Below are 18,695 nucleotides of genomic sequence, written 5' to 3'. Positions count from 1 at the left end.
CATCCTCCTTTTTAAGTCGGATTTTTGCAAGAAGTTTCGTTTCTCTCCCTTTTTATTATAAGGAAATGGAGGTACACTTTAAAACGTTGATTTTATTTACGAAAGGGGTTAGACACAATGAAACAAGCTGTCTTCAAATCAACCGCTTTGAAAAAACCCGCTGACAAAACGTTCTCATTATTTTCGCTTACTTGGCCAATCTTTATTGAGGTCTCATTATATATGTTTATGGGGAATGCCGATACACTGATGCTCAGCCAATACTCGGATAACAGCGTGGCAGCAGTCGGCGTCAGCAACCAGATTTTGAATTTAATTATCGTGATGTTCAGCTTTATTGCAACAGGAACGACCGTTATCATTTCACAATTTCTAGGGTCACGGAAAAAGAAAGAAGCCGTGGAAGTCGCTTATGTATCAATCGGCGCCAATTTCTTCATCAGCCTTGCCATCAGCGCCGCCATCTTTTTTGCAGCCGTCCCTCTGCTTCATATGATGGGATTATCAAACGAGCTGATGCCTGATGCGAAAGTCTTTTTACAAGTTGTCGGAGGTCTGTCCTTTATTCAGGCTTTAATCATGACATTCAGCGCGATCTTAAAAAGCTACGGCTACACAAAAGATACAATGTTTGTCACGATCGGCATGAACATTTTAAACATCGCCGGAAACTTTGTTGTTATTTTCGGTTTGTTCGGCTTTCCTGTTCTCGGCGTTGCCGGTGTGGCGATGTCTACATCTATCGCCCGCGTCATCGGATTAATTGCGATGATCGTGATTGTCAACAAACGCATTCAACTGAAGCTGTCGTTGAAAAAAGTCTTTCATATGCATAAAGACCACTTGCGCAAGCTGCTGAAAATCGGCATCCCTTCTGCCGGAGAACAGCTTTCATACAACCTGTCACAAATGATTGTTACGTATTTTATCGCCATCATGGGTGCGCAGGCGCTGACAACAAAAGTGTATACGCAAAATATTACGATGTTTATTTTGCTGTTCGGCACTGCCATCAGCCAGGGCACACAAATTTTAATCGGCCGCTTTATCGGCGGCAAACAGTTTGATGCCGCGTATGAGCGCTGCATGAAGAGTTTATATTGGGCCCTCGGAATTGCTGCGGCTACATCAATTTTAATGACGATCTTTTCAAAAGACCTGATCGGCATCTTTACACAAAGCCCTGACATTATTGCCACTGCGAGCCTTTTGATAGCCATGACGATTATCCTTGAACCGGGCCGCTCGTTTAATGTCATTATCATTAACTCCCTGCGTGCTGCCGGGGATGCGAAATTCCCGGTTTACATGGCAATGATTTCGATGTGGGGCATCGGCCTCCCGCTTGCTTATCTGTTCGGCATCCACCTTGGATTCGGCCTTGCCGGCATTTGGATTTCCTTTATCGCGGACGAATGGATACGCGGAATCTTAATGTACAGAAGATGGCGCTCCCGTATTTGGATTCAAAAAGGTATGGCGTAACACCCGGCTCAACAAAGCCGGGTGTTTTTTTATCGTTCAGACAGAATTCGCTCTGCTTCGCTGCGCCTGTTCAAACACATTGTACTGCTCAGTCCTGATTTTTTCTAAAACAGCTCGGTACAGGTGAGCTGCCGTTTCCACCGCCTTTTGCGAATACTTAGGGAAAAGCGGCAAGGCATCCAGGCACTCTTCAAGATAGGCTTCCGCTTCAAAAGCGATATACTCCCACGTCATCGTGAACGCTTTATTTACAGTGCCTTTTTGGAGATCAGCCTCTGTATAGCCGAATTGCTGCATAACCTGGCGGGGAATGCGGTTTTTTTGCTGATCTGAGCCAAGATCACTTAAGAAGCGAATCAGCTGTATGGCCAAGCCGAGAGAGACGGCTGCTTGTTTGAGCTGATCTTGTTTGCGGCGTGTCAGTATCGGCAGCAGCATCAATCCGGCAGCACCGCCCGTCCGATATGCGTACATGAGCAGTTCATCAAGGCCATCATACGGCTTGGCGTCTTCTTTTTGTGCGGCAATAAACTCCCGAAAAGGTTCGCTGTCCAATGCAAAGGTCTGATACGCATGATCAAAAGCCTTCCATATATGGTGATTACCGTTATTTGTCCTTTTGTAAACATGATCAGCCTCAGCTTCAAATGAGGGCAATGCCTTTTCGTCTGCACTGGCCGCCGTGTGGCAAAACGACAATACTGCCCAAGCGGCTTGTCTTTGCTTTAGCGGGAGATATGATAATGCTTTGAAACAGGCTGGCGCGTATTCGCCAACAATCTGTCCGCATTGCTGGTAAGCTTCTTTTATCTCTTTCATTTTTCTCACTCCTATGTATCACTGCTTCTTCAAGTCTAGTATGTTTTTTCCTAATTGTATATGAAGAAAATGCCGATTTTTCCTTTGTAAAAGTAACCATACGCAGCATGCTGCTAAACCTCGGATACCTAGTCTGAACAGAATCATCGACGAGATATGCTTTTTTATTTTTAATGCTATACAACAGATAGAATGTAAACATTTCTCGATCATTACTTCAATAAAAGAGGAATCATGGAAAAAAGGGCTAATTGTTATTTGATACATGATAGGATTGGAGTGAGTTCAGTGATAAAATTTTTCGAATATAACTGGCAGGTTAGAGATCAATGGTTTGCTTGGTGTCATCAACTAACCACTGAAGAATTACTTAAAAACCGTCTTGGCGGAGTAAAGAATATTTTATATACCCTTTTTCATATTATTGATGTGGAATATAGTTGGATTCGTGCGATCCAAGGAAAAGAAGATATCTCTGTTCAGTTCGCTGATTATCAAACACTCAATAAAGTGAAATCTCTCTCAAATACATTCCGAAGTGAAATAATTGATGTTTTAGAAACACATTCAGATCAAATAAAAGATGAACTTGTAAGCGTTCCTTGGGAGAAAAGTGTTTTATATACGCGAGACGAAATATTACACCATATCATCGCTCACGAAATTCACCATATTGGTCAACTTTCTGTATGGGCTAGGGAATTAAAGGTAAGCCCGGTATCAGCTAGTTTTATCGGCAGAACATTAAAACCTATTCATTCTTATTGAAGGAACGCGGGGACAATTCGATCGTGCTGTTGTACAAAAAAGGATAGATAGAGCATATATTTCTCTGCCCATCTATCCTTTTATTTAAATCTATACATCTCTGGCTTTTCATCACATTTGCATTGAACCTATCTCTCATCAATATCAATGCGGTACGCTTCAAACCATGTATGGATTTGGGCGAGGTGGGCGATCAGCTGAGGCCCTTTCATGAGCTGGCCGAACCACGGAACCTTGAAGGAGGAGCCTTCTGTTTCTAAAAGCTGATCCAATTGTTTTCTGTCCAGCAGGGTATGGAGCACGGAGTCCTTTTGCCCTCTGATCGTTTTCAGCCATTCGCTGACGCCTTTTGTATATTCCGGGTGGTGTGTCTTCGGATACGGGCTTTTTTTGCGATACAGGATATCATCAGGCAAAATGCCTTCAAGCGCTTTACGCAAAATGCCTTTTTCCCGGCCGTCATGCATTTTCATTTCCCACGGAATATTCCAGACGTATTCCACGAGCCGGTGATCGGCAAACGGCACCCGCACTTCCAGGCTAGCCCCCATGCTCATGCGGTCCTTTCGATCCAAAAGGTTCGTCATAAACCAAAGCATATTTAAATAGAACAGCTGCCTTCTTGCTTTGTCCACGCCGGTTTCTCCGTCTAACAATGGCGTTTCCGCCAAGGTTTCTTCGTATTTGGCATTGACATATTCTTTGAGATTCAATTTGGTCTGCCATGAATCAGAAAGCAGCTTGATCCGCTCCTCTGTCGACCTCATCCACGGAAAGCCCGACTCAGCGTCTGCCATATGGAACCACGGGTACCCGCCGAAAATCTCATCCGCGCACTCTCCCGACAGGCTGACGACAAAGTCCTTTTTGATTTCCCGGCAAAACCACAGCAGAGATGAGTCGACATCCGCCATACCAGGCAAGTCTTTGACAAGCACGGCTTCCTCCAAATGATCGACGAGATCCTGTTGGCTGATGATGCATCTGTGGTGGGTCGTGCCGAAGGCCTCTGTCATTTTTTCAATCCAAGGCCCATCGTCATTTGGCTGAAAAGCGCTTGCTTGGAAAAATTTATCGTTCTCTTCGTAATCAATCGAATAAGTATGAAGCGGCGCTTTTCCTTCCTTTTCAAAATGGCCCGCCGCAATCGCTGTAATCGCGCTTGAGTCAAGTCCGCCGGATAGGAACGTACAAACCGGCACATCGGACACAAGCTGCCGCGTCACCGCGTCCTGAAACAGCGATCTGACATTGGCAACCGTGTCATCAAAGCTGTCCGTATGTGTTTGGCTTTCGACATTCCAATAACGCCAAATATTCAGCCCGTCTTTAGAAAACGTAAGCGCATGAGCTGGCCGGACTTCTTCTATGCCTTTAAATACGCCGGTCCCAGGGGTTCTGGAAGGTCCGAGCCCGAAAATTTCAGAAAGCCCTGTTCTGTCCACCCGCGCTTTTACCTCAGGGTGTGCGAGAATCGCTTTGATTTCTGACCCGAAGAGAAAAGAAGATCCTTGCTCCGTATAAAAAAACGGCTTCACGCCGAGACGGTCTCTCGCGGCAAACAGCAGATCACGCTTTTCATCCCACACAGCAAAAGCGAATATGCCATTAAGATGATCTACACAGTCTTCCTGCCATTCAATGTAGCTGTGCAGCAGCACCTCGGTATCTGACGTCCGCTCAAACCGATGGCCCCGTGCCTGCAATTCTTTGCGCAGATCTTCCGTGTTATACAGCTCACCGTTGTAAATAATGGTGTACGTATCCCCTTTATAGGTGCATGCCATCGGCTGGCGCCCGCCTTCAATATCGACAACCGCAAGCCTTTTATGTCCGAATAAAACATGATGCTCTCCCCAAACATTAGAATCATCAGGACCCCGTTTGGAAAGAGTGTCTGTCATTCTGTACATCGTTTGTTTTTCCTGGACGAGCTGCTTTTTAAAATCGACCCAACCCGTAATTCCGCACATGTGATATCAGCTCCAATCCCGTTTCTTTCAGCACCTTAGTAAGTTTATGCAACTATAGGCAGATAGTTGATTTGTCCACAAAAGAGTTGTATGGAACAGGCTTGAATTGGAAAAAAAGGAGAGGAAAGAAGAAAAAGGAGACGGCTTGCATGAAGCGGAAACAATTGTTATATCAAGAAGAACAAAAATGGGAATACGGCACCATCCTCATCGAAGACGGCCTCTGTTTAATCGAAAACGGAGAAGGCGATATCCTGCTGGCGGACAGTATGCGCCACAGCCCAATCTGGATACAGCATAAAGGAAAATGGGAACAGGCCGGCTTTCAGGGTCAATTGGCACTGACTTGCGGCGGCGAAAACATCTCCCTTTCAGGCGGAGAACGCATCCGTTATGAAAAATCGGTCAAGCGGCCTCTCATGGCGCTTTTAGATTCGCTTGATGACGAAACCTTTCTCGCATTTTTACAGCATTTGCACAGCTTCGGCTTATCGGTATTCGATTGCGTGTTTTCTTATAATAAAGGAGTCTTTTCGCATACATCGGAGGAGCAGGGTGTTTCTTTTTATCACTTTTCAAACGACACCGCCCAATGTGCCATGCAGCATCACTACAGCCATGACGGGAGAGGCGACCGATTCGAATGGACGGCTTCAAATGGAAAGAGATCCATTATGTATTCAGCGGTGCAGCGGGGCCGCAAATAAAAAAAGCGGTGCAGCGAGCACCGCTTTTTGATTACTTTTCAACAACGACTTTTACATCCTTGCTTTCTTTTTTATCTGTATCAGCAGCTGTGACGTACAGCACGGTTCCGGCTTTTTGTTTTTTGATTTTCACCGTGAACGTTCCTTTCGCGTCTGCTTTGGCAGAAGCAATGACTTTCTTTGCTTTGTTTTTCACTTTGATCATCGCCTTGCTGTTCGCTTTTCCTTTCACTGCCGTATCCTTCGTTTTCACTGCGTTTACTTTCGGTGTTCCGGAAGGTTTTCCTTTGACAACGACAACTTTATAAGAGGTTTTTGCATCGCCTTTTGCCGCTTTCACATACAGGACTTGATCTTGTTTTTGAGTCGGGATATTGACTTTGAACGCACCGTCTTTCCCGGCTTTGGCGCTGCCGAGTTTTTTCTTGCCGCTCATTACCTCGATCAGCGTGCCTTCCTTCGCTTTTCCTCTTACGGCTGTTTGTGTGCTTTCCAGCTTGTTGACCTTGAGCTGCAGATCAGCTGCACTGACAGCCTTCATGACATTCAGCCGTCCGTAGCCTGAGTGCCAGTCTACACCAGGCGTCTTCGGAATGACGATTGGATCGCCATTATCGTCATACAATTCCTCCTCTTCGCCATCGACGCTTTCAAAGGAAATATCGTCCGCCGTCTTTTTCAACATATCCTCAACTTCTGTTCTTTTCAGCTTAGGGTTTTGAGCAAACAGCAAGCCTGCAGCTGCGGCAGCATATGGCGTCGCCATGGATGTTCCGCTCATGTACGTGACATTTCCGTTCGGCACTAAGCTCGGGATATCAGACCCTGGAGCGGAGATGTCCAGACCTTTTCCATAGTTAGAAAAATCCGCGGTCATATCCATGCGGTTCGTTGCGCCGACTGACATTACATATTTAGAAGATGCAGGATAGGATAATGAATTGGCTCCGTCATTCCCGCTGGCTGCGGCAACCAAAACATTTTTGTCAGCTGCGTATTTCAAAGCAAATTCAAGCACGCGGCTGTAGCCTCCGCCTAAACTTAAATTAATCACCTTTGCTCCTTTGTCAGCAGCATATTTGATGCCAAGGGCAATTTGTTCAGTATCTCCGGAGCCTGTTGAATCAAGCACTTTTACCGGAATAATTTTCGCTTTGGCGTTCAATCCAGTCATTGAATAGCCGTTATCGCTTTGGGCGGCAATAATGCCGGCGACGTGTGTCCCATGCCCCTGATCATCCATTGCGCTGTTATTCCGCCCGACAAAATTGTGTCCGAGATCTGTTCTTACTTTTCCTTTTAAATCAGCAAGGGTGCTGTCCACACCTGTGTCTACTACCGCAATCAATGTATCGTTCAGCTTGCGTTTGGACAGCAAGCTGCTGGCAGGTTCGTATTTCAGATCCGCATTTTTGACCCCGCCGTTTTCACCGTTGTTTTTAAGCGGCCATTGGTAAGGATACTGAATATCGTTTGAGAGGCTTTTGTATTCCTGCACAGGCTCCGCAAACTCTACATTAGACATCTTGGATAATGTCGCAGCAGCGCTTTTGACCCGTTTGGCACTTGCCGTATATGCGCCGTTCTGTTTCTCATCTTTTGGAATTTCAAATGAGTATAGATTGTCAAACAGTTTCTTTGCCTTTTTCACATTGGAAATGTCTTTTTTCGATTGCGCGCTTGCAGAGAAGCCCTTCATTTCATTATGTACGGATGAGAGGCTTTTATTGTTCTTCACCTTGAAAATGACCTTTGTTGTCTGAACTTCACTTTTCGCGGCAATATTGTTTTCTGTTAGAATCGCCCCTGCTGTTTTGCCTTGCAGCTTGTTGATGTTTAATTGTTCCGCCTGTTTCTTTATCTCCTCTTTAAGGAAAGACGGGACTGATTGTAAAGCTGTATCGTAAAGACGATTGATGGCTTTTTGATCCTTTTCAGTCACCTTATATGATGATGACGCACCGTTTTCTGACACATCATCAAACATCGGTTTTAATGTCACAAGATCCTGATAGATTTCATTTCTCGCTGTTTTATTGAGTGCGAGTTTCGCAACGATAAACGGCGCCGCTTTATAGTAAAGGCTTGTCAGCTCTTTGCCTTCTGCTGTTTGGCTTAACTGCTCATCACGAATCGCTCTCAGCTTGTCGAGGATGCTTTTTCCTGATTTCTTCTGATCGACACTCATTTCCACCGGACAAGCTTCTTCCTCTTCTAAATCTGACGGCTGCTTTTTGGTGCCTTTATATCCAATCGTATACTTGGCTTCCGCAGCTGCTTTCGCCGTTCCGCCATCCTCTGGTTCTTCGTCTCCAAGGTATTCAACTTTTACATAGTAAGGGCCGCTCCACGCGTATGGAAAATTAATTTCGCTTTTTCCATCCTCCGCTGTGTAAGAACGGTACATCTCAAACGTTTCATCTTTAAGCGCTTTTTCCTTACTTGGATATACAGATACATTCAGTATGGAATCACTCTTTACAGTCAGTGCCATATGTGAGTTTTTCTGAATATCTGCTTTTCCCGGGGTCACTTTGTACCATTTCACCTGTTCCGGTTCCTTCATGGTCCCTGTCTGCTCTTTTCCGTTTTCCAGAGCAGGCGCCTTATCGATTGCACCGGCAGCAGCCGCTTTGGTTCCCGGAGAAAAAAGGCTGAAGATCAGTGCAATAATGAGCACTGCCGCCACAAACGAACTGAATTTTTTACGTTTCATGATATCCCTCCTGCAAAATAATGAATCTCCTTGAAGGTATCATAAATTCATAGGACGAGATACCGCTTACAGGGAATTTTAAGGTTATTTTAAATGATTTGGAATATACGGGAGTAAACGCCTAAAAACCCGACTCCATCAAAGGGCCGGGTTCACGCTTTTTCTATTAAAACAATTGAAAACCGATTGGCAAATGCAGACCGAGCAGCACTGTCAGGACAAGAACGATGACGAAGGCGATCCATAGGCCTCCGGTAGATTTTTCTTTTTTCTTGCGGATGAGGAGCATTTCCATCAGGCAGATGGTGATAATGCCAAGAATCATTTTGCCGGCGTATTCTCCGTTCCAATTGGCAAAACGGACAAACAGCTCAGCTCCTGTCAAAATAATAAGGATATAGAATAACCGCAGAATCATATGAGTGATTTTTGCGCCCTTCGCACTTCCTGACGCATACAGCGAGTAGCTGACGAAAAGCAGAATCAGCGCTACCACCCATGTCGTAATATGTATGTGTGTCATACAGGTTCCCCCTATCAGATAAAATTACCCCACTTATAGTACCATGAACTTGTCCTCTGCCACAAAGATGAATCTCAGAAAAAACGGGCGGATCCAAAACCGCCCTCCTGTTTGGTTCAGCCGATTTGGTTTGACAGCGTTCCGATCCGGTCTATCGTAATGTCGATTTTATCGCCTGACCGCAGGAATTTAGGCGGCGTAAAGCCCTTTCCGACCCCAGACGGCGTCCCGGTGGCAATAATGTCTCCAGCTTCAAGCGTCATCCCTTTTGAGAGGGTTTCAATTAATTCCGGAATGGAAAAAATCATATCGCTTGCCGAACCGGATTGGCGCAGCTCGCCGTTGACTCTCGTTTCAACTTTAAGGCGGTCAGGCTCCTGAATTGATGATTTATGTACAAGCACGGGTCCCATCGGACATGTCGTATCCAGACTTTTTCCGATAAAAAACTGCTTATGCCTTTTTTGCAGATCACGCGCCGTGATATCATTCACAATCGTATACCCGAAAATATGGTCATATGCGTCTTCTTTTGATATGCGGGTGCCGCTTTTTCCGATGACGACAGCAAGCTCTCCTTCATAATCGAGCTGAGAGGTGACCTCTTCATGACTGCTTACGATATCACCATGCCCTGTTACGGTTACCGGCGATTTAGTAAATACCATCGGATGCTCTGGAATGTCAGCCTCACTCCCCATTTCAATCGCATGATCCCGATAGTTTTTGCCGATGCAGAGGATATTTTTTGACGGCCTGGGAATGGGTGCATGGAGCTTCACCTCAGATAATGAATACATAAATGACCCCAGCTCATCATTCGGTTTCTTTGCCCACTCGGCCAGCTGCCTTGCATGCGCAACAAACTTCTCCCCTTCTGCGATACATTCAATCAGCGATCCCGGAATCGTCTCAAGTTCAAACAGTTTTTTTTCAGCCTTTTGTAAATCCATAATTTTCTCATCATCAATGATCAGGCCGACAAACATTCGGTTGTAAAGTTCCCCTGTCGCAAATTTCATGTTATTCCTCCATCATCTTTTAAATCAGAATGCTCCTTCATGTATTCTCTGTCGAATGCTGAAATTCCTTTTTCTCATATCCGTTTTCATTTCGTTTCAGGACGGGCCTGCTGCACATATCATACAAATGTCGTTTTGAGGAGGAGGTAAGAATATGGAGAACGTACATTTATTTTTTCATCGGCAGCAGCTGAATCATAAAGGCACATCCAAGGGGCTGCTGGTTACAGACCGAGCAGTTTCTCCCATTCTTCTCACACAGCGTGACAGAGCGGAAAAGGCATCCTATGAAATCAGCTGGGAAAAGTCCCTGCTTGGCGAACGCACACTTTTTTTGAATGCGGAACAGGATGATCCGTCACTGATGCGGCGCAGGCTCGCCTATTGTTTTTTTGATCAGATCGGCGTTCCTGCTCCCGCTGCCTCGTACAGTTTTTTGAGCATCAACGGCCAGCCGGAAGGTATTTATTTGAGCATCCGGAACCATCACTTGGTCCATAGAGCAGACTGCCTGTTGAAGACCGTCGATCCGAGGGTACCTCTTTCCATTTTTAAAGAGGAAGCTTCCGCGTTTTCACACGAATTTCGCACGCTGATCTGTACAGCAGAAGATGACGAGTTGGCTGACCGGATTAAAATGTATCTGGATGTCAAACGGTTTTTCCTGTGGCTGATCGGCAGCGCCTGCACCAGCCAAGGCTTTTACTATGCATTTTGCGCAAACGAATCCGGACGGCTCCTTGTTACCCCGATGGAGACAAGAGCACTGGCGGCACCCGTTAGATCTGATGAAGATCCTCTGCTGACTAAAGGACGGACGCTGGCGGCAAGGCTGCTCTCCATACCCGCCTTCCGGTCGCAATATCATACTTTAATGAAGAACGTACTGAACCGCTCGTTTACCATTGAACGATTGGCTCCTTTCATCAGCGATTGGCTCTTTGACATTTGTCAAAAATCTGATGATGATCCTTTCATAAAAAAAAGCCCCTCGCAATTCGAAAAGGAGCAGACAAACATACTTAGAGAAATTGAAGAGCGGCAGGACTGTCTACAAGCACACTTAGCCAGACTATAGTCCTTTATTCATGAAAAAGGCCGCAGCAAAAAATGTCGCTTTTTTAGTCAAATTGACGAAAGGCAACCTATTCAGCAAAAATGGGTTATACTAACGATATCCTGTATTTATCAAAATAAAATCTGGAATTGGAGATAGTGTAATGGATAGTAAAATTGAAGAAATGAGAACCACACTAATTGAAACAGCACAAAAATATGGCATGAATTCAGAGGAAACGATTCAATGCAGCCAAGCGCTTGACAGTTTACTAAACAGCCGAATTAAAGAAGAAATGATCTTTGGGGGATATGCTGAAAACTCCTGTATGTGAATCTTTTTCTATAACGGTTTGAATACTGCTCCGCTTTTTGCTCTGCACTTCTGGGATATACCTCAGGGCTAGAGTGTGCCAGCCCAAAAATGAAATCCGCAACACGATATACTCCAAAAAGCATTTCTACACGCCAAAGGAACTGAATCAAAAATCACGCGGCGGATATGCGGCAGTCACTGCCGTATTTCTGCTCAGTCTAGACAATACCCGCTTTTAAAAATATGTAAACGTAACGGCCGAAAAAAAATAGTCGAAGCTGATATGCCCCTTTAAATTTTTCTCACACATATGTGCGTTTGTCATAAGCTATCGTGAAAAGCCCAATTGAAAACAAATTCTATTTTTACTTTACTTGGCTTTTTTCAATTTTACAACAAAGGATGTGCTCGTATGCCGGCCATTGTCGGGGCGTTTAAAATTAATGCGATTGGTACGAGCGGAGTCGTTCATATCGGGGACTGCATTACGATTTCTCCTCAGGCACAGGTCAGAACGTTTGCCGGTGCCGGCAGCTTTAATACCGGCGACAGCCTCAAGGTGATGAATTACCAAAACGCGACGAATGTGTATGATAACGATGCGGTAGATCAGCCGATTGTAGGCAATGCGTAAAAGGAGTGAGGCTCATGAATTTCTATATTAATCAAACGATCCAAATTAACTATATACGCCTGGAATCAATCAGCAACTCCTCCGTTCTGCAAATCGGAAGCGCCGGATCAATTAAATCCCTGTCAAACCTGTATAATACGGGAAGCTATGTCGAACCAGCACCAGAGGTTTCAGCCTTAGGGCAGCCGGTTCAGCCGCAGGCACCCGATGCAAGTTCATTGGTCCCTCTCCAGCCACCTGGCCGTTAATTATATGAAAGAGGTGAAGACCATGTATGATCAATCTGTTTCCTCTTACTTACAAAACTTGAATTCCTTTGTTCAGCAGCAGGCACTCCATATCCAGCAGCTCGAACGCCAGCTGAATGAGATTCAATCTGAAATGAATTCGATGAAGCAGCGGCCGGCCACTACCATTGAGCGTGTGGAGTATAAATTTGATCAGCTGAAAATCGAAAGGCTTGATGGGACATTAAATATCGGTTTAAATCCGACTGATCCGAACAGCGTTCAAAACTTTGAAGTCAGCCAATCGACACCTGGAATCGGAATGATGCAGCAGGAAGAGGGCGCCCAGCTCATGCAGCAAATCCGCCAGAATGTCGACATGTACTTAACCGAAGAAATCCCAGATGTTTTAGAGCAGCTCGAAAACCAGTACGACAGCAGGCTGGACGACACAAACAGACATCATATCATTGAAGACATCCGAAAACAAATGGACAGCCGCATCCACTATTACATGTCCCATATCAAAAAAGAAGAAAATACTCCGCCTGCACAATATGCGGAACATATCGCCGAGCACGTGAAGCGTGACGTAATCCGTGCTGTAGAACATTTTCTGGAGCATATCCCAGCAGAAATGAAAGGAGATGAGCAAGCATGATCTTTACCGTCATCAACCGCAGCCTGGAGGTCGGGGATATCCGGATGAATGGTGTGTCCAGTTCCTCTGTATTCCACATCGGAGACACTGAATCCATCTATCTCTCTTCGATTTTTGATACACCGCCTGAATCTCTTATTATCGGGCCGCTTGCTCCGATTTCGCCGGCATAATGTTAAAACGCATCCCACGCATCAGAATGATTAAATTCAACTCACTTGGTATAGCAAGCGTGTTTCAAGCCGGTGACACAAACGAAATCGATATGAGTATAAGAGTATTTGCTGTTCAGCGCTCGCTGGCTACGTTTTACTATAACGAAGGCTCATTTAACAGAAAGGAGTACCCGATTTTTCAGCAGCAGGTATTGAGGCAGCTTCCTGAAACAAGCGTACAAAGCGCATTTTGCCACGAGATGCCGGCTATTTTTGTTCGCAATGTCAAAATTCAAGGGGTCTCAGCTGCTTCTGTTTTTCATGCTGGATCAGCTTCGGTTGTTCGCGGTGACGCGAGAATCAAACATATCAGGCAGATTCAGTCTCCGCGCTCACAATCGCCCGCCAAGAGCATATAATAAACAGAGACTTCGATAAAGGGTGTCGTTTATGCCAGCAATTGTCGGGCCTATAGCTATCAATTCCATATCGGGCGGAGTCGTAAACTTTGGTGATTCCTTTTACTTATCTCCGAAAAGCTCTTCAAAATCTGCGCTCGGTTCGGGAGCAGGAAATACGGGAGATTTCCTTCTATTAAACAACGCAGTCAACGCGACAAATTATATAGACCCCGATGTCAGCGATCAGGATATGGTTGGAAACGGATAAAAGCAGCCGCTCTGCAAAGAGAGGGCTGCTTTTTAGTCATGTTTTCTTTTGTCGATCATTTGATTTCTTTGTTTTGATCAGCTTCTCTGGCGGCTGTTTTCGGATCCATTTGACAAATCGGGCAAGCTGCGGGTCGCTTCTGAGTTCATTGATTCCGTTTAAGCGAACCGCAAGCTCTTGATTGGTATATAAGGCATGAATTTGTTTATGGCAAGGAATACAGAGCATTGCTGTCGGCAGAAACGTTCCGCCTTCCTCTTTCGGTGTGAGGTGGTGCTCTGTCAGTTGGACATCGCTCCGGCCGCACAGCTCACATATTCCGGCAGTCTGCTTTGCCATTTCCGCTGTCCTCCTTACATCAATTCAAGTGACACCCGTGTGCCGCGTCCGCTCGGTTCAGCCGGATGGACGATCAGCTTTTTCGGAAGCCGTGCCCGCAGTTCCTGCACATGGCTGATAACACCGACAGACAGATTGTCTGACTGCAGTTTTTCCAAGGCTGTCACAACCGTATCAAGCAGATCTTGATCCAGGGTGCCGAACCCTTCATCTAAGAAGAAGAACTGAAGCGGGTATTCTCCGCGAAGCTGGATCTGGGCAGACAGCGCAAGAGCGAGAGAAAGCGAGGTGAGGAAGGTCTCTCCTCCAGACAAGCTGGATACCGGGCGTTTGACGCCTCCATTTGCGTCATCACGCATCACGAATCCGCCTTCTGAATCCACTTCGATGGCATAGCGCTGTCTCGTCAGCATGCCAAGTCTTGCTGAAGCGTCCCGCGCTACGCTTTCAAGCTGCTCCTCAGCTAAAAATTCGACGAATGTGTTCCCTTTAAACACAGCTTGCAGCTTGTCCAGCCTGTCGATATGCGTCTGCCATTTTTTCAGCTCAGCCTCAATTTCGTTAAACCGTTTATGATGGTCGCGAATAACGGCCAGCGCTTTCACTGCCGCGCCTTTTTCCTCTATCGCAGCGCCAAACGCGTCCTCAGCTTCCTGTAAAGCCGTAACGGTTTCGCTCCATTCACTCTCTGACAAGGCTCGGCCGGCAAGTCTCTCCGCTACACGCTTTAAGTTTGCGGCATTTTGCTTCAGTTTATCCATAAACTGGTCTATGCCCGTTTTTATCTTTTCAAGCTCTTCCGCTGGGATAAGACTTCGCTCCACCTCTTCAGTCCGGGTAAAGCGAGTGCCTTTCGCATGCTCAAGCCAATCGGATTCGGCCTTTTCCAACCTGTCCTTCGCCTCTTGAAGAGTCAGCTCGCTTGCTGAAGCGCGGCTTTTCGCCTGATTGAGCCTCATTTGTGCGCTTTGCAGTTCTTCATATAGAGATTGTTCTTTTTCTCTTAACAGCTTAAGATCTTGCTGAACAGAGCGGAGTTTGGCTTGGATCGAATCTCCTTTAGCATAATCTCCTAGTTCGCGCTCATAATCAGCTATCACGTTCTTGATGCGTTCAGCCGCATAGTGAAGCTCCAGCTTTTCCCGTTCAAGCCGATGTCCGGATTCCCGCAGCTTTTCCTTTTGTGCTTCATGCTCAGCAAGAAACGCGATGCTCTTCTCAATTCGTTTTTCACAATCTTCTGCAGCCCGGTCCTTTTCTTCAATGGCTTCCTGCCATTTCTCTGCTTCATTGATAGATTGATCCTGAAACGCTTCGTCAAACGCTTTTAGACGGCTGTCCAACGAGGACTGAAGCTCGGCGATGATGCTTGCGATACGATCCGCCTCTCTTTTTTCAAAACCGATTTTTTCATTAAGCTGCTCGGCCTTTTTTAAAGACTCCTGATAAGCGCTGATCATTTGAGCCATTCGTGTTTTCACAGAAAGAATATCCTGCTTGACTCGTTTCCATTCAATGTTGGCAGTATTGAATGCCTCATGCACCGGCTGATTCTCGTAAGAAGCTGCCGCTTCAAGGTTTGGTGCTTGCTGAATCTTTTGCAAGAACGGACACTGTTCAATAAAACGCGCAGACTGTTCTTCAAGCGTGATTTTGGCTAAAAAAATCTCTTGGCTGAGAGCTGCCGCTTCCGTCAGCAGCATATCTGTCTGTTTGATGTTCTCTTCAAGGCCGCTGTCGAGCTCATATGTTTTGTGTACTGAGGCAGACGGATCATGATGCGTTGAACCGCAAACAGGACAAGGCTTTCCGGCTGTCAGCTTTTCGGCTAACTCTTTTGTCAGCAATGCCACTCTTGCTTTTTCGCGCTGCATCTGAAGCGTCTGTTGTGTCTTTCTAGCCTGTTCAGTTATACGTATTAATGACCGCTCACTCTCGCACACCAAATGGTACACGGTTTGTACAGCCTCATACGCTTGAATGATGTTGTTTTCTTCCGCTTTCGTCTTTTCGACGAGTGTACTCTTCTCCTCATTCAGCTTCTGAAGCACAAGGTTCAATGCGTCACTTCGTTTTTGCTCTTTTGTGATTTGCTCCTCAGTCTGCCTGATGCGTAATGCCATCTCTGCAGCCTGTTGGCAGCTTTTTCGCTCATCGGATGTCACCTGCAGGGATTTGAGCTGCTGCTTCAATTCCGTCTGCCTGTTTTGCCCCCGTGTCAGACGGTCTGTTACAGCCTCCAATTCATTCATGACAGAGTGAAGAGCCTCTTCTTTTTGATGGAGTTCAGCCTTTTTGCGCTCTTCCTCTTGCTTGGCCTCACTCAGTTTGATTTCAATCTCCTGCAGGCGGGAAAGCTGTTCCTGCTCGGTTAAAAGCTCAGGCTCTTTCTCGCTTTTATGCCGGCGCCACGCTTCATACTCTTCATGTTTTTGATGAAAGAAAGCGGTCTGGTCTGCTAAATCCTTTTGAGCAAGCGTTTGTTCCTTTTCAGCTTTCTCCTCCTGCTGGATGGCTTCTGCATACCGATTCGCATAGGGCTTCAGAGCAGCGGCTTTTTCAGCTTCCAGCAGACGCTTTTTCATGTCGTCTACGTGCGGCTGTTCCTCTTCGAGACGTTTTTTCTCTTCTTCATAAGCGGCTTTTTCCTTTTGAACATTCCAAATCTCCTGATGTTCAGTAAACCGCTCTTTTGCCTGATCCCGATTCTTCTTCATCGCTTCCAGCCGGGATTCAGCTTGTTCGAGAGCCTGTTCCGCCAGCTCAACCGCTTCTGAACTCGCTTCCCCGAGGCCGGACTGTTCAGCAAGCATTTCGTTTTTTCTCGCATTGGCTTCCTGTGCCTGCCGTCTCAGTTTTTTCACGAGCCGGTCTCCATACTGCTCCAAATGAAATAAGCGCTGGAGCATATGCCTGCGCTCCGCTCCTTTTAAAGACAGAAATTCAGCAAATTTCCCTTGCGGCAGGACCACCGCTCTCGTAAAATCGTCAATCGTCAGCCCCAAGAGCTCCTCGACTCTTTTATTGACTTCGATGGCTTTATCGGCCAGCACTGTATGCTCATCCTTAATCTCAATGAAGCGGCAAAGTGCCGTTTTCACCTTCATTTCATCCGTTCTTTTAAACACGCGCTCGACTTTGTAAGAGATTTGATGGTTCGTCTGAAGCGCAAAGGTAAAGGAAACAGACAGCGTATCTTCCGCATGGTTTAAAATTCCGTGTGTATTGTTCGCCGCCCGCTCCACCTTTCCGTATAAAGCAAGCGTCATTGCGTCGAGAATAGAGGATTTACCGCTTCCTGTCGGGCCGAAAATGCCGAAAACACCGGCGCCGGAAAGGCCTTCAAAATCAATCGTCTGCTCCTCTCTAAAGCTGTGGAGCCCCTTTATCGATAAGGCGATCGGCTTCATTTCGCATCCTCCTCTTCAACGCCGGATGCAAGCTCTAAAAACAGCTTCACCATTTCTTCATCCGGCACCGCGCCGCCAGTTTGTTTTTCATAAAATTTTTTAAAGCGGTCTTCGATCGACACATGCTTCACCTCGACCCGCTCCCGCTCTTTGTTTTGTTCTTCAAAAACCGGCCTGATATGGATAAAGCCCGGGTGCGCCTTCCGCAGCCTATGAATTTCTTCAAGTGACAGCTGGTCCGTCACACGGATTTCAAGGTCAATCCAGGCATTCTCATCCCTGCCTTCATCCAGCCAGCTGTACACCTCGCTCAAGCCATTTGCCGCTTTCCACTTCACAAGAGGCTTGCCGCTAGACAATAACACTTCATGCCAAGACGCCTCTTCTCCCGGCTTCGCGTCCACGATTGTCACCGATTTGGCGTAGCCCGCTTCAGAAAAGCTGTAGGCGAGCGGAGATCCGGAATAACGTGCAAGCGTCCGCGCCCGCTTGATCGTTTGCGGGCGATGCAAATGGCCGAGCGCCACGTAAGCGGCATCCGCCGGCAGGCTTTCAGCAGCCACCGTATATGCGCCGCCGACTTCAATCGGCCGCTCTGAATCCGTTTGGTTTCCGCCTGCGACATAAATATGGCTTGCGGCAACCTTTACTGCGTCTTTGCGAAACCGGCTCGTCATATGCTCAAACGCCTGCCTGATTTTCACATCATAATGATCGCGGAGCAGCTTCTCATCAAATGTATCGGAAAGCACTTCATTTAACCGCGCTTCAGATGGGTACGCCAGCGCCCCCACCGCCAAAAGCTCACCTGCTGAAGGCACTTCTATATGAAGCGGTTCCGTTGTCGGATAGCCGATTAAATAAATGCCGTGTTCATGTGTCAGCGGTGAAGCGGCGGACAAACGGTCAGGATTATCGTGGTTTCCGGCAATGACAACAATCGGGCGCTTCCCTCTGTCGCTGAGCGCAGACAGGCTTTCATAAAACAGCTGCTCGGCTAAAGCCGGCGGGTTCACGGTGTCAAACGCGTCCCCTGCCATTACGACGGCATCGATCTGCTCTTCCTTTACAATCGTATTCAATTCATCAAGCACATCTGCCTGTTCACTCAGCCTGCTTCTTCCTTCCAGCGTTTTTCCAAGATGCCAGTCAGCCGTATGTAAAATCCGCAAATGCTTTCACCTCTCTTTTATATGGAAAACGAGATCCGCTCCG

Annotated in this window: 18 protein-coding genes and 1 pseudogene; 11 read left to right on the top strand and 8 right to left on the bottom strand. The window is 46.5% G+C overall.

Translation table 11 applies throughout. The features are described 5' to 3' along the window. Positions 1-117: 117 nt before the first annotated feature. Entirely contained in the window at positions 118-1,485 is a 1,368-nt protein-coding gene (locus tag G4P54_RS05745; RefSeq protein ID WP_167872061.1) for an MATE family efflux transporter, read from the top strand. 36 nt (positions 1,486-1,521) lie between these two features. Here G4P54_RS05745 and G4P54_RS05740 read toward each other — a convergent pair. After that, positions 1,522-2,326, bottom strand: a pseudogene (locus tag G4P54_RS05740) (phytoene/squalene synthase family protein). 266 nt (positions 2,327-2,592) lie between these two features. Here G4P54_RS05740 and G4P54_RS05735 point away from each other — a divergent pair. Beyond that, positions 2,593-3,072: a DinB family protein gene (locus G4P54_RS05735; RefSeq protein WP_167873830.1), complete on the top strand. Its 480-nt coding sequence runs from the start codon at positions 2,593-2,595 to the stop codon at positions 3,070-3,072. Positions 3,073-3,200: 128 nt separating this feature from the next. On the opposite strand, the gene asnB is transcribed toward G4P54_RS05735, so the two are convergent. Further along, positions 3,201-5,045 (bottom strand): asparagine synthase (glutamine-hydrolyzing), encoded by a 1,845-nt coding sequence (gene asnB / locus G4P54_RS05730; protein WP_167872059.1) that lies wholly within the window; start codon positions 5,043-5,045, stop codon positions 3,201-3,203. Between the two features lie 149 nt (positions 5,046-5,194). On the opposite strand from asnB, the gene G4P54_RS05725 reads away from it, so the two are divergent. Continuing rightward, positions 5,195-5,752, top strand: a complete 558-nt coding sequence (locus G4P54_RS05725) for a DUF2777 domain-containing protein (RefSeq protein ID WP_167872058.1) — start codon at positions 5,195-5,197, stop codon at positions 5,750-5,752. A gap of 31 nt (positions 5,753-5,783) precedes the next feature. On the opposite strand, the gene wprA is transcribed toward G4P54_RS05725, so the two are convergent. From wprA to G4P54_RS05710, 3 genes are all read right to left on the bottom strand, one after another. Beyond that, on the bottom strand, positions 5,784-8,468 hold the full coding sequence (gene wprA / locus G4P54_RS05720; protein ID WP_167872057.1) for a cell wall-associated protease WprA: 2,685 nt from the start codon (positions 8,466-8,468) through the stop codon (positions 5,784-5,786). A 166-nt stretch (positions 8,469-8,634) separates the two neighbouring features. After that, on the bottom strand, positions 8,635-8,991 hold the full coding sequence (locus tag G4P54_RS05715; protein ID WP_024712962.1) for a YisL family protein: 357 nt from the start codon (positions 8,989-8,991) through the stop codon (positions 8,635-8,637). Between the two features lie 116 nt (positions 8,992-9,107). Next, entirely contained in the window at positions 9,108-10,013 is a 906-nt protein-coding gene (locus G4P54_RS05710; protein ID WP_167872056.1) for a fumarylacetoacetate hydrolase family protein, read from the bottom strand. Between the two features lie 154 nt (positions 10,014-10,167). On the opposite strand from G4P54_RS05710, the gene G4P54_RS05705 reads away from it, so the two are divergent. From G4P54_RS05705 to G4P54_RS05670, 8 genes are all read left to right on the top strand, one after another. Continuing rightward, positions 10,168-11,091, top strand: a complete 924-nt coding sequence (locus G4P54_RS05705) for a CotH kinase family protein (protein WP_167872055.1) — start codon at positions 10,168-10,170, stop codon at positions 11,089-11,091. 142 nt (positions 11,092-11,233) lie between these two features. Then, complete coding sequence (locus G4P54_RS05700) at positions 11,234-11,404, top strand: aspartyl-phosphate phosphatase Spo0E family protein (RefSeq protein ID WP_167872054.1); 171 nt, start codon at positions 11,234-11,236, stop codon at positions 11,402-11,404. 393 nt (positions 11,405-11,797) lie between these two features. After that, positions 11,798-12,019 (top strand): spore germination protein, encoded by a 222-nt coding sequence (locus G4P54_RS05695; RefSeq protein WP_167872053.1) that lies wholly within the window; start codon positions 11,798-11,800, stop codon positions 12,017-12,019. 14 nt (positions 12,020-12,033) lie between these two features. Beyond that, positions 12,034-12,267: a spore germination protein GerPB gene (locus tag G4P54_RS05690; protein WP_024712957.1), complete on the top strand. Its 234-nt coding sequence runs from the start codon at positions 12,034-12,036 to the stop codon at positions 12,265-12,267. A gap of 22 nt (positions 12,268-12,289) precedes the next feature. Next, a complete protein-coding gene (locus tag G4P54_RS05685) occupies positions 12,290-12,907 on the top strand; it encodes a spore germination protein GerPC (protein WP_167872052.1) in 618 nt (205 codons plus the stop codon). Continuing rightward, positions 12,904-13,080 carry a spore germination protein GerPD gene (gerPD, locus tag G4P54_RS05680; protein ID WP_024712955.1) on the top strand — a complete coding sequence of 59 codons (177 nt, stop codon included), beginning with the start codon at positions 12,904-12,906 and terminating at the stop codon, positions 13,078-13,080. Before G4P54_RS05685 ends, gerPD begins: the two co-directional genes overlap by 4 nt. Beyond that, positions 13,080-13,481: a spore germination protein GerPE gene (locus G4P54_RS05675; RefSeq protein WP_167872051.1), complete on the top strand. Its 402-nt coding sequence runs from the start codon at positions 13,080-13,082 to the stop codon at positions 13,479-13,481. Before gerPD ends, G4P54_RS05675 begins: the two co-directional genes overlap by 1 nt. A 31-nt stretch (positions 13,482-13,512) precedes the next feature. Next, complete coding sequence (locus G4P54_RS05670) at positions 13,513-13,731, top strand: spore germination protein (RefSeq protein ID WP_010333667.1); 219 nt, start codon at positions 13,513-13,515, stop codon at positions 13,729-13,731. A 36-nt stretch (positions 13,732-13,767) separates the two neighbouring features. Here the strand turns inward: G4P54_RS05670 and hlpB are convergent, their stop codons facing one another. The 3 genes from hlpB to sbcD are packed head-to-tail and all read right to left on the bottom strand — an operon-like array spanning position 13,768 to position 18,652. Next, positions 13,768-14,070: an HNH nuclease-like protein HlpB gene (hlpB, locus tag G4P54_RS05665; RefSeq protein ID WP_167872050.1), complete on the bottom strand. Its 303-nt coding sequence runs from the start codon at positions 14,068-14,070 to the stop codon at positions 13,768-13,770. Between the two features lie 14 nt (positions 14,071-14,084). Further along, complete coding sequence (gene sbcC / locus G4P54_RS05660) at positions 14,085-17,480, bottom strand: exonuclease subunit SbcC (protein WP_167872049.1); 3,396 nt, start codon at positions 17,478-17,480, stop codon at positions 14,085-14,087. After that, positions 17,477-18,652 carry an exonuclease subunit SbcD gene (sbcD, locus tag G4P54_RS05655; protein WP_167872048.1) on the bottom strand — a complete coding sequence of 392 codons (1,176 nt, stop codon included), beginning with the start codon at positions 18,650-18,652 and terminating at the stop codon, positions 17,477-17,479. The genes sbcC and sbcD overlap by 4 nt, the downstream gene beginning before the upstream one ends. Positions 18,653-18,695: the final 43 nt, after the last annotated feature.

It is taken from the genome of Bacillus tequilensis, assembly GCF_012225885.1.
GTDB lineage: Bacteria > Bacillota > Bacilli > Bacillales > Bacillaceae > Bacillus > Bacillus tequilensis.
This window is presented reverse-complemented; position numbering and strand designations above follow the sequence as displayed.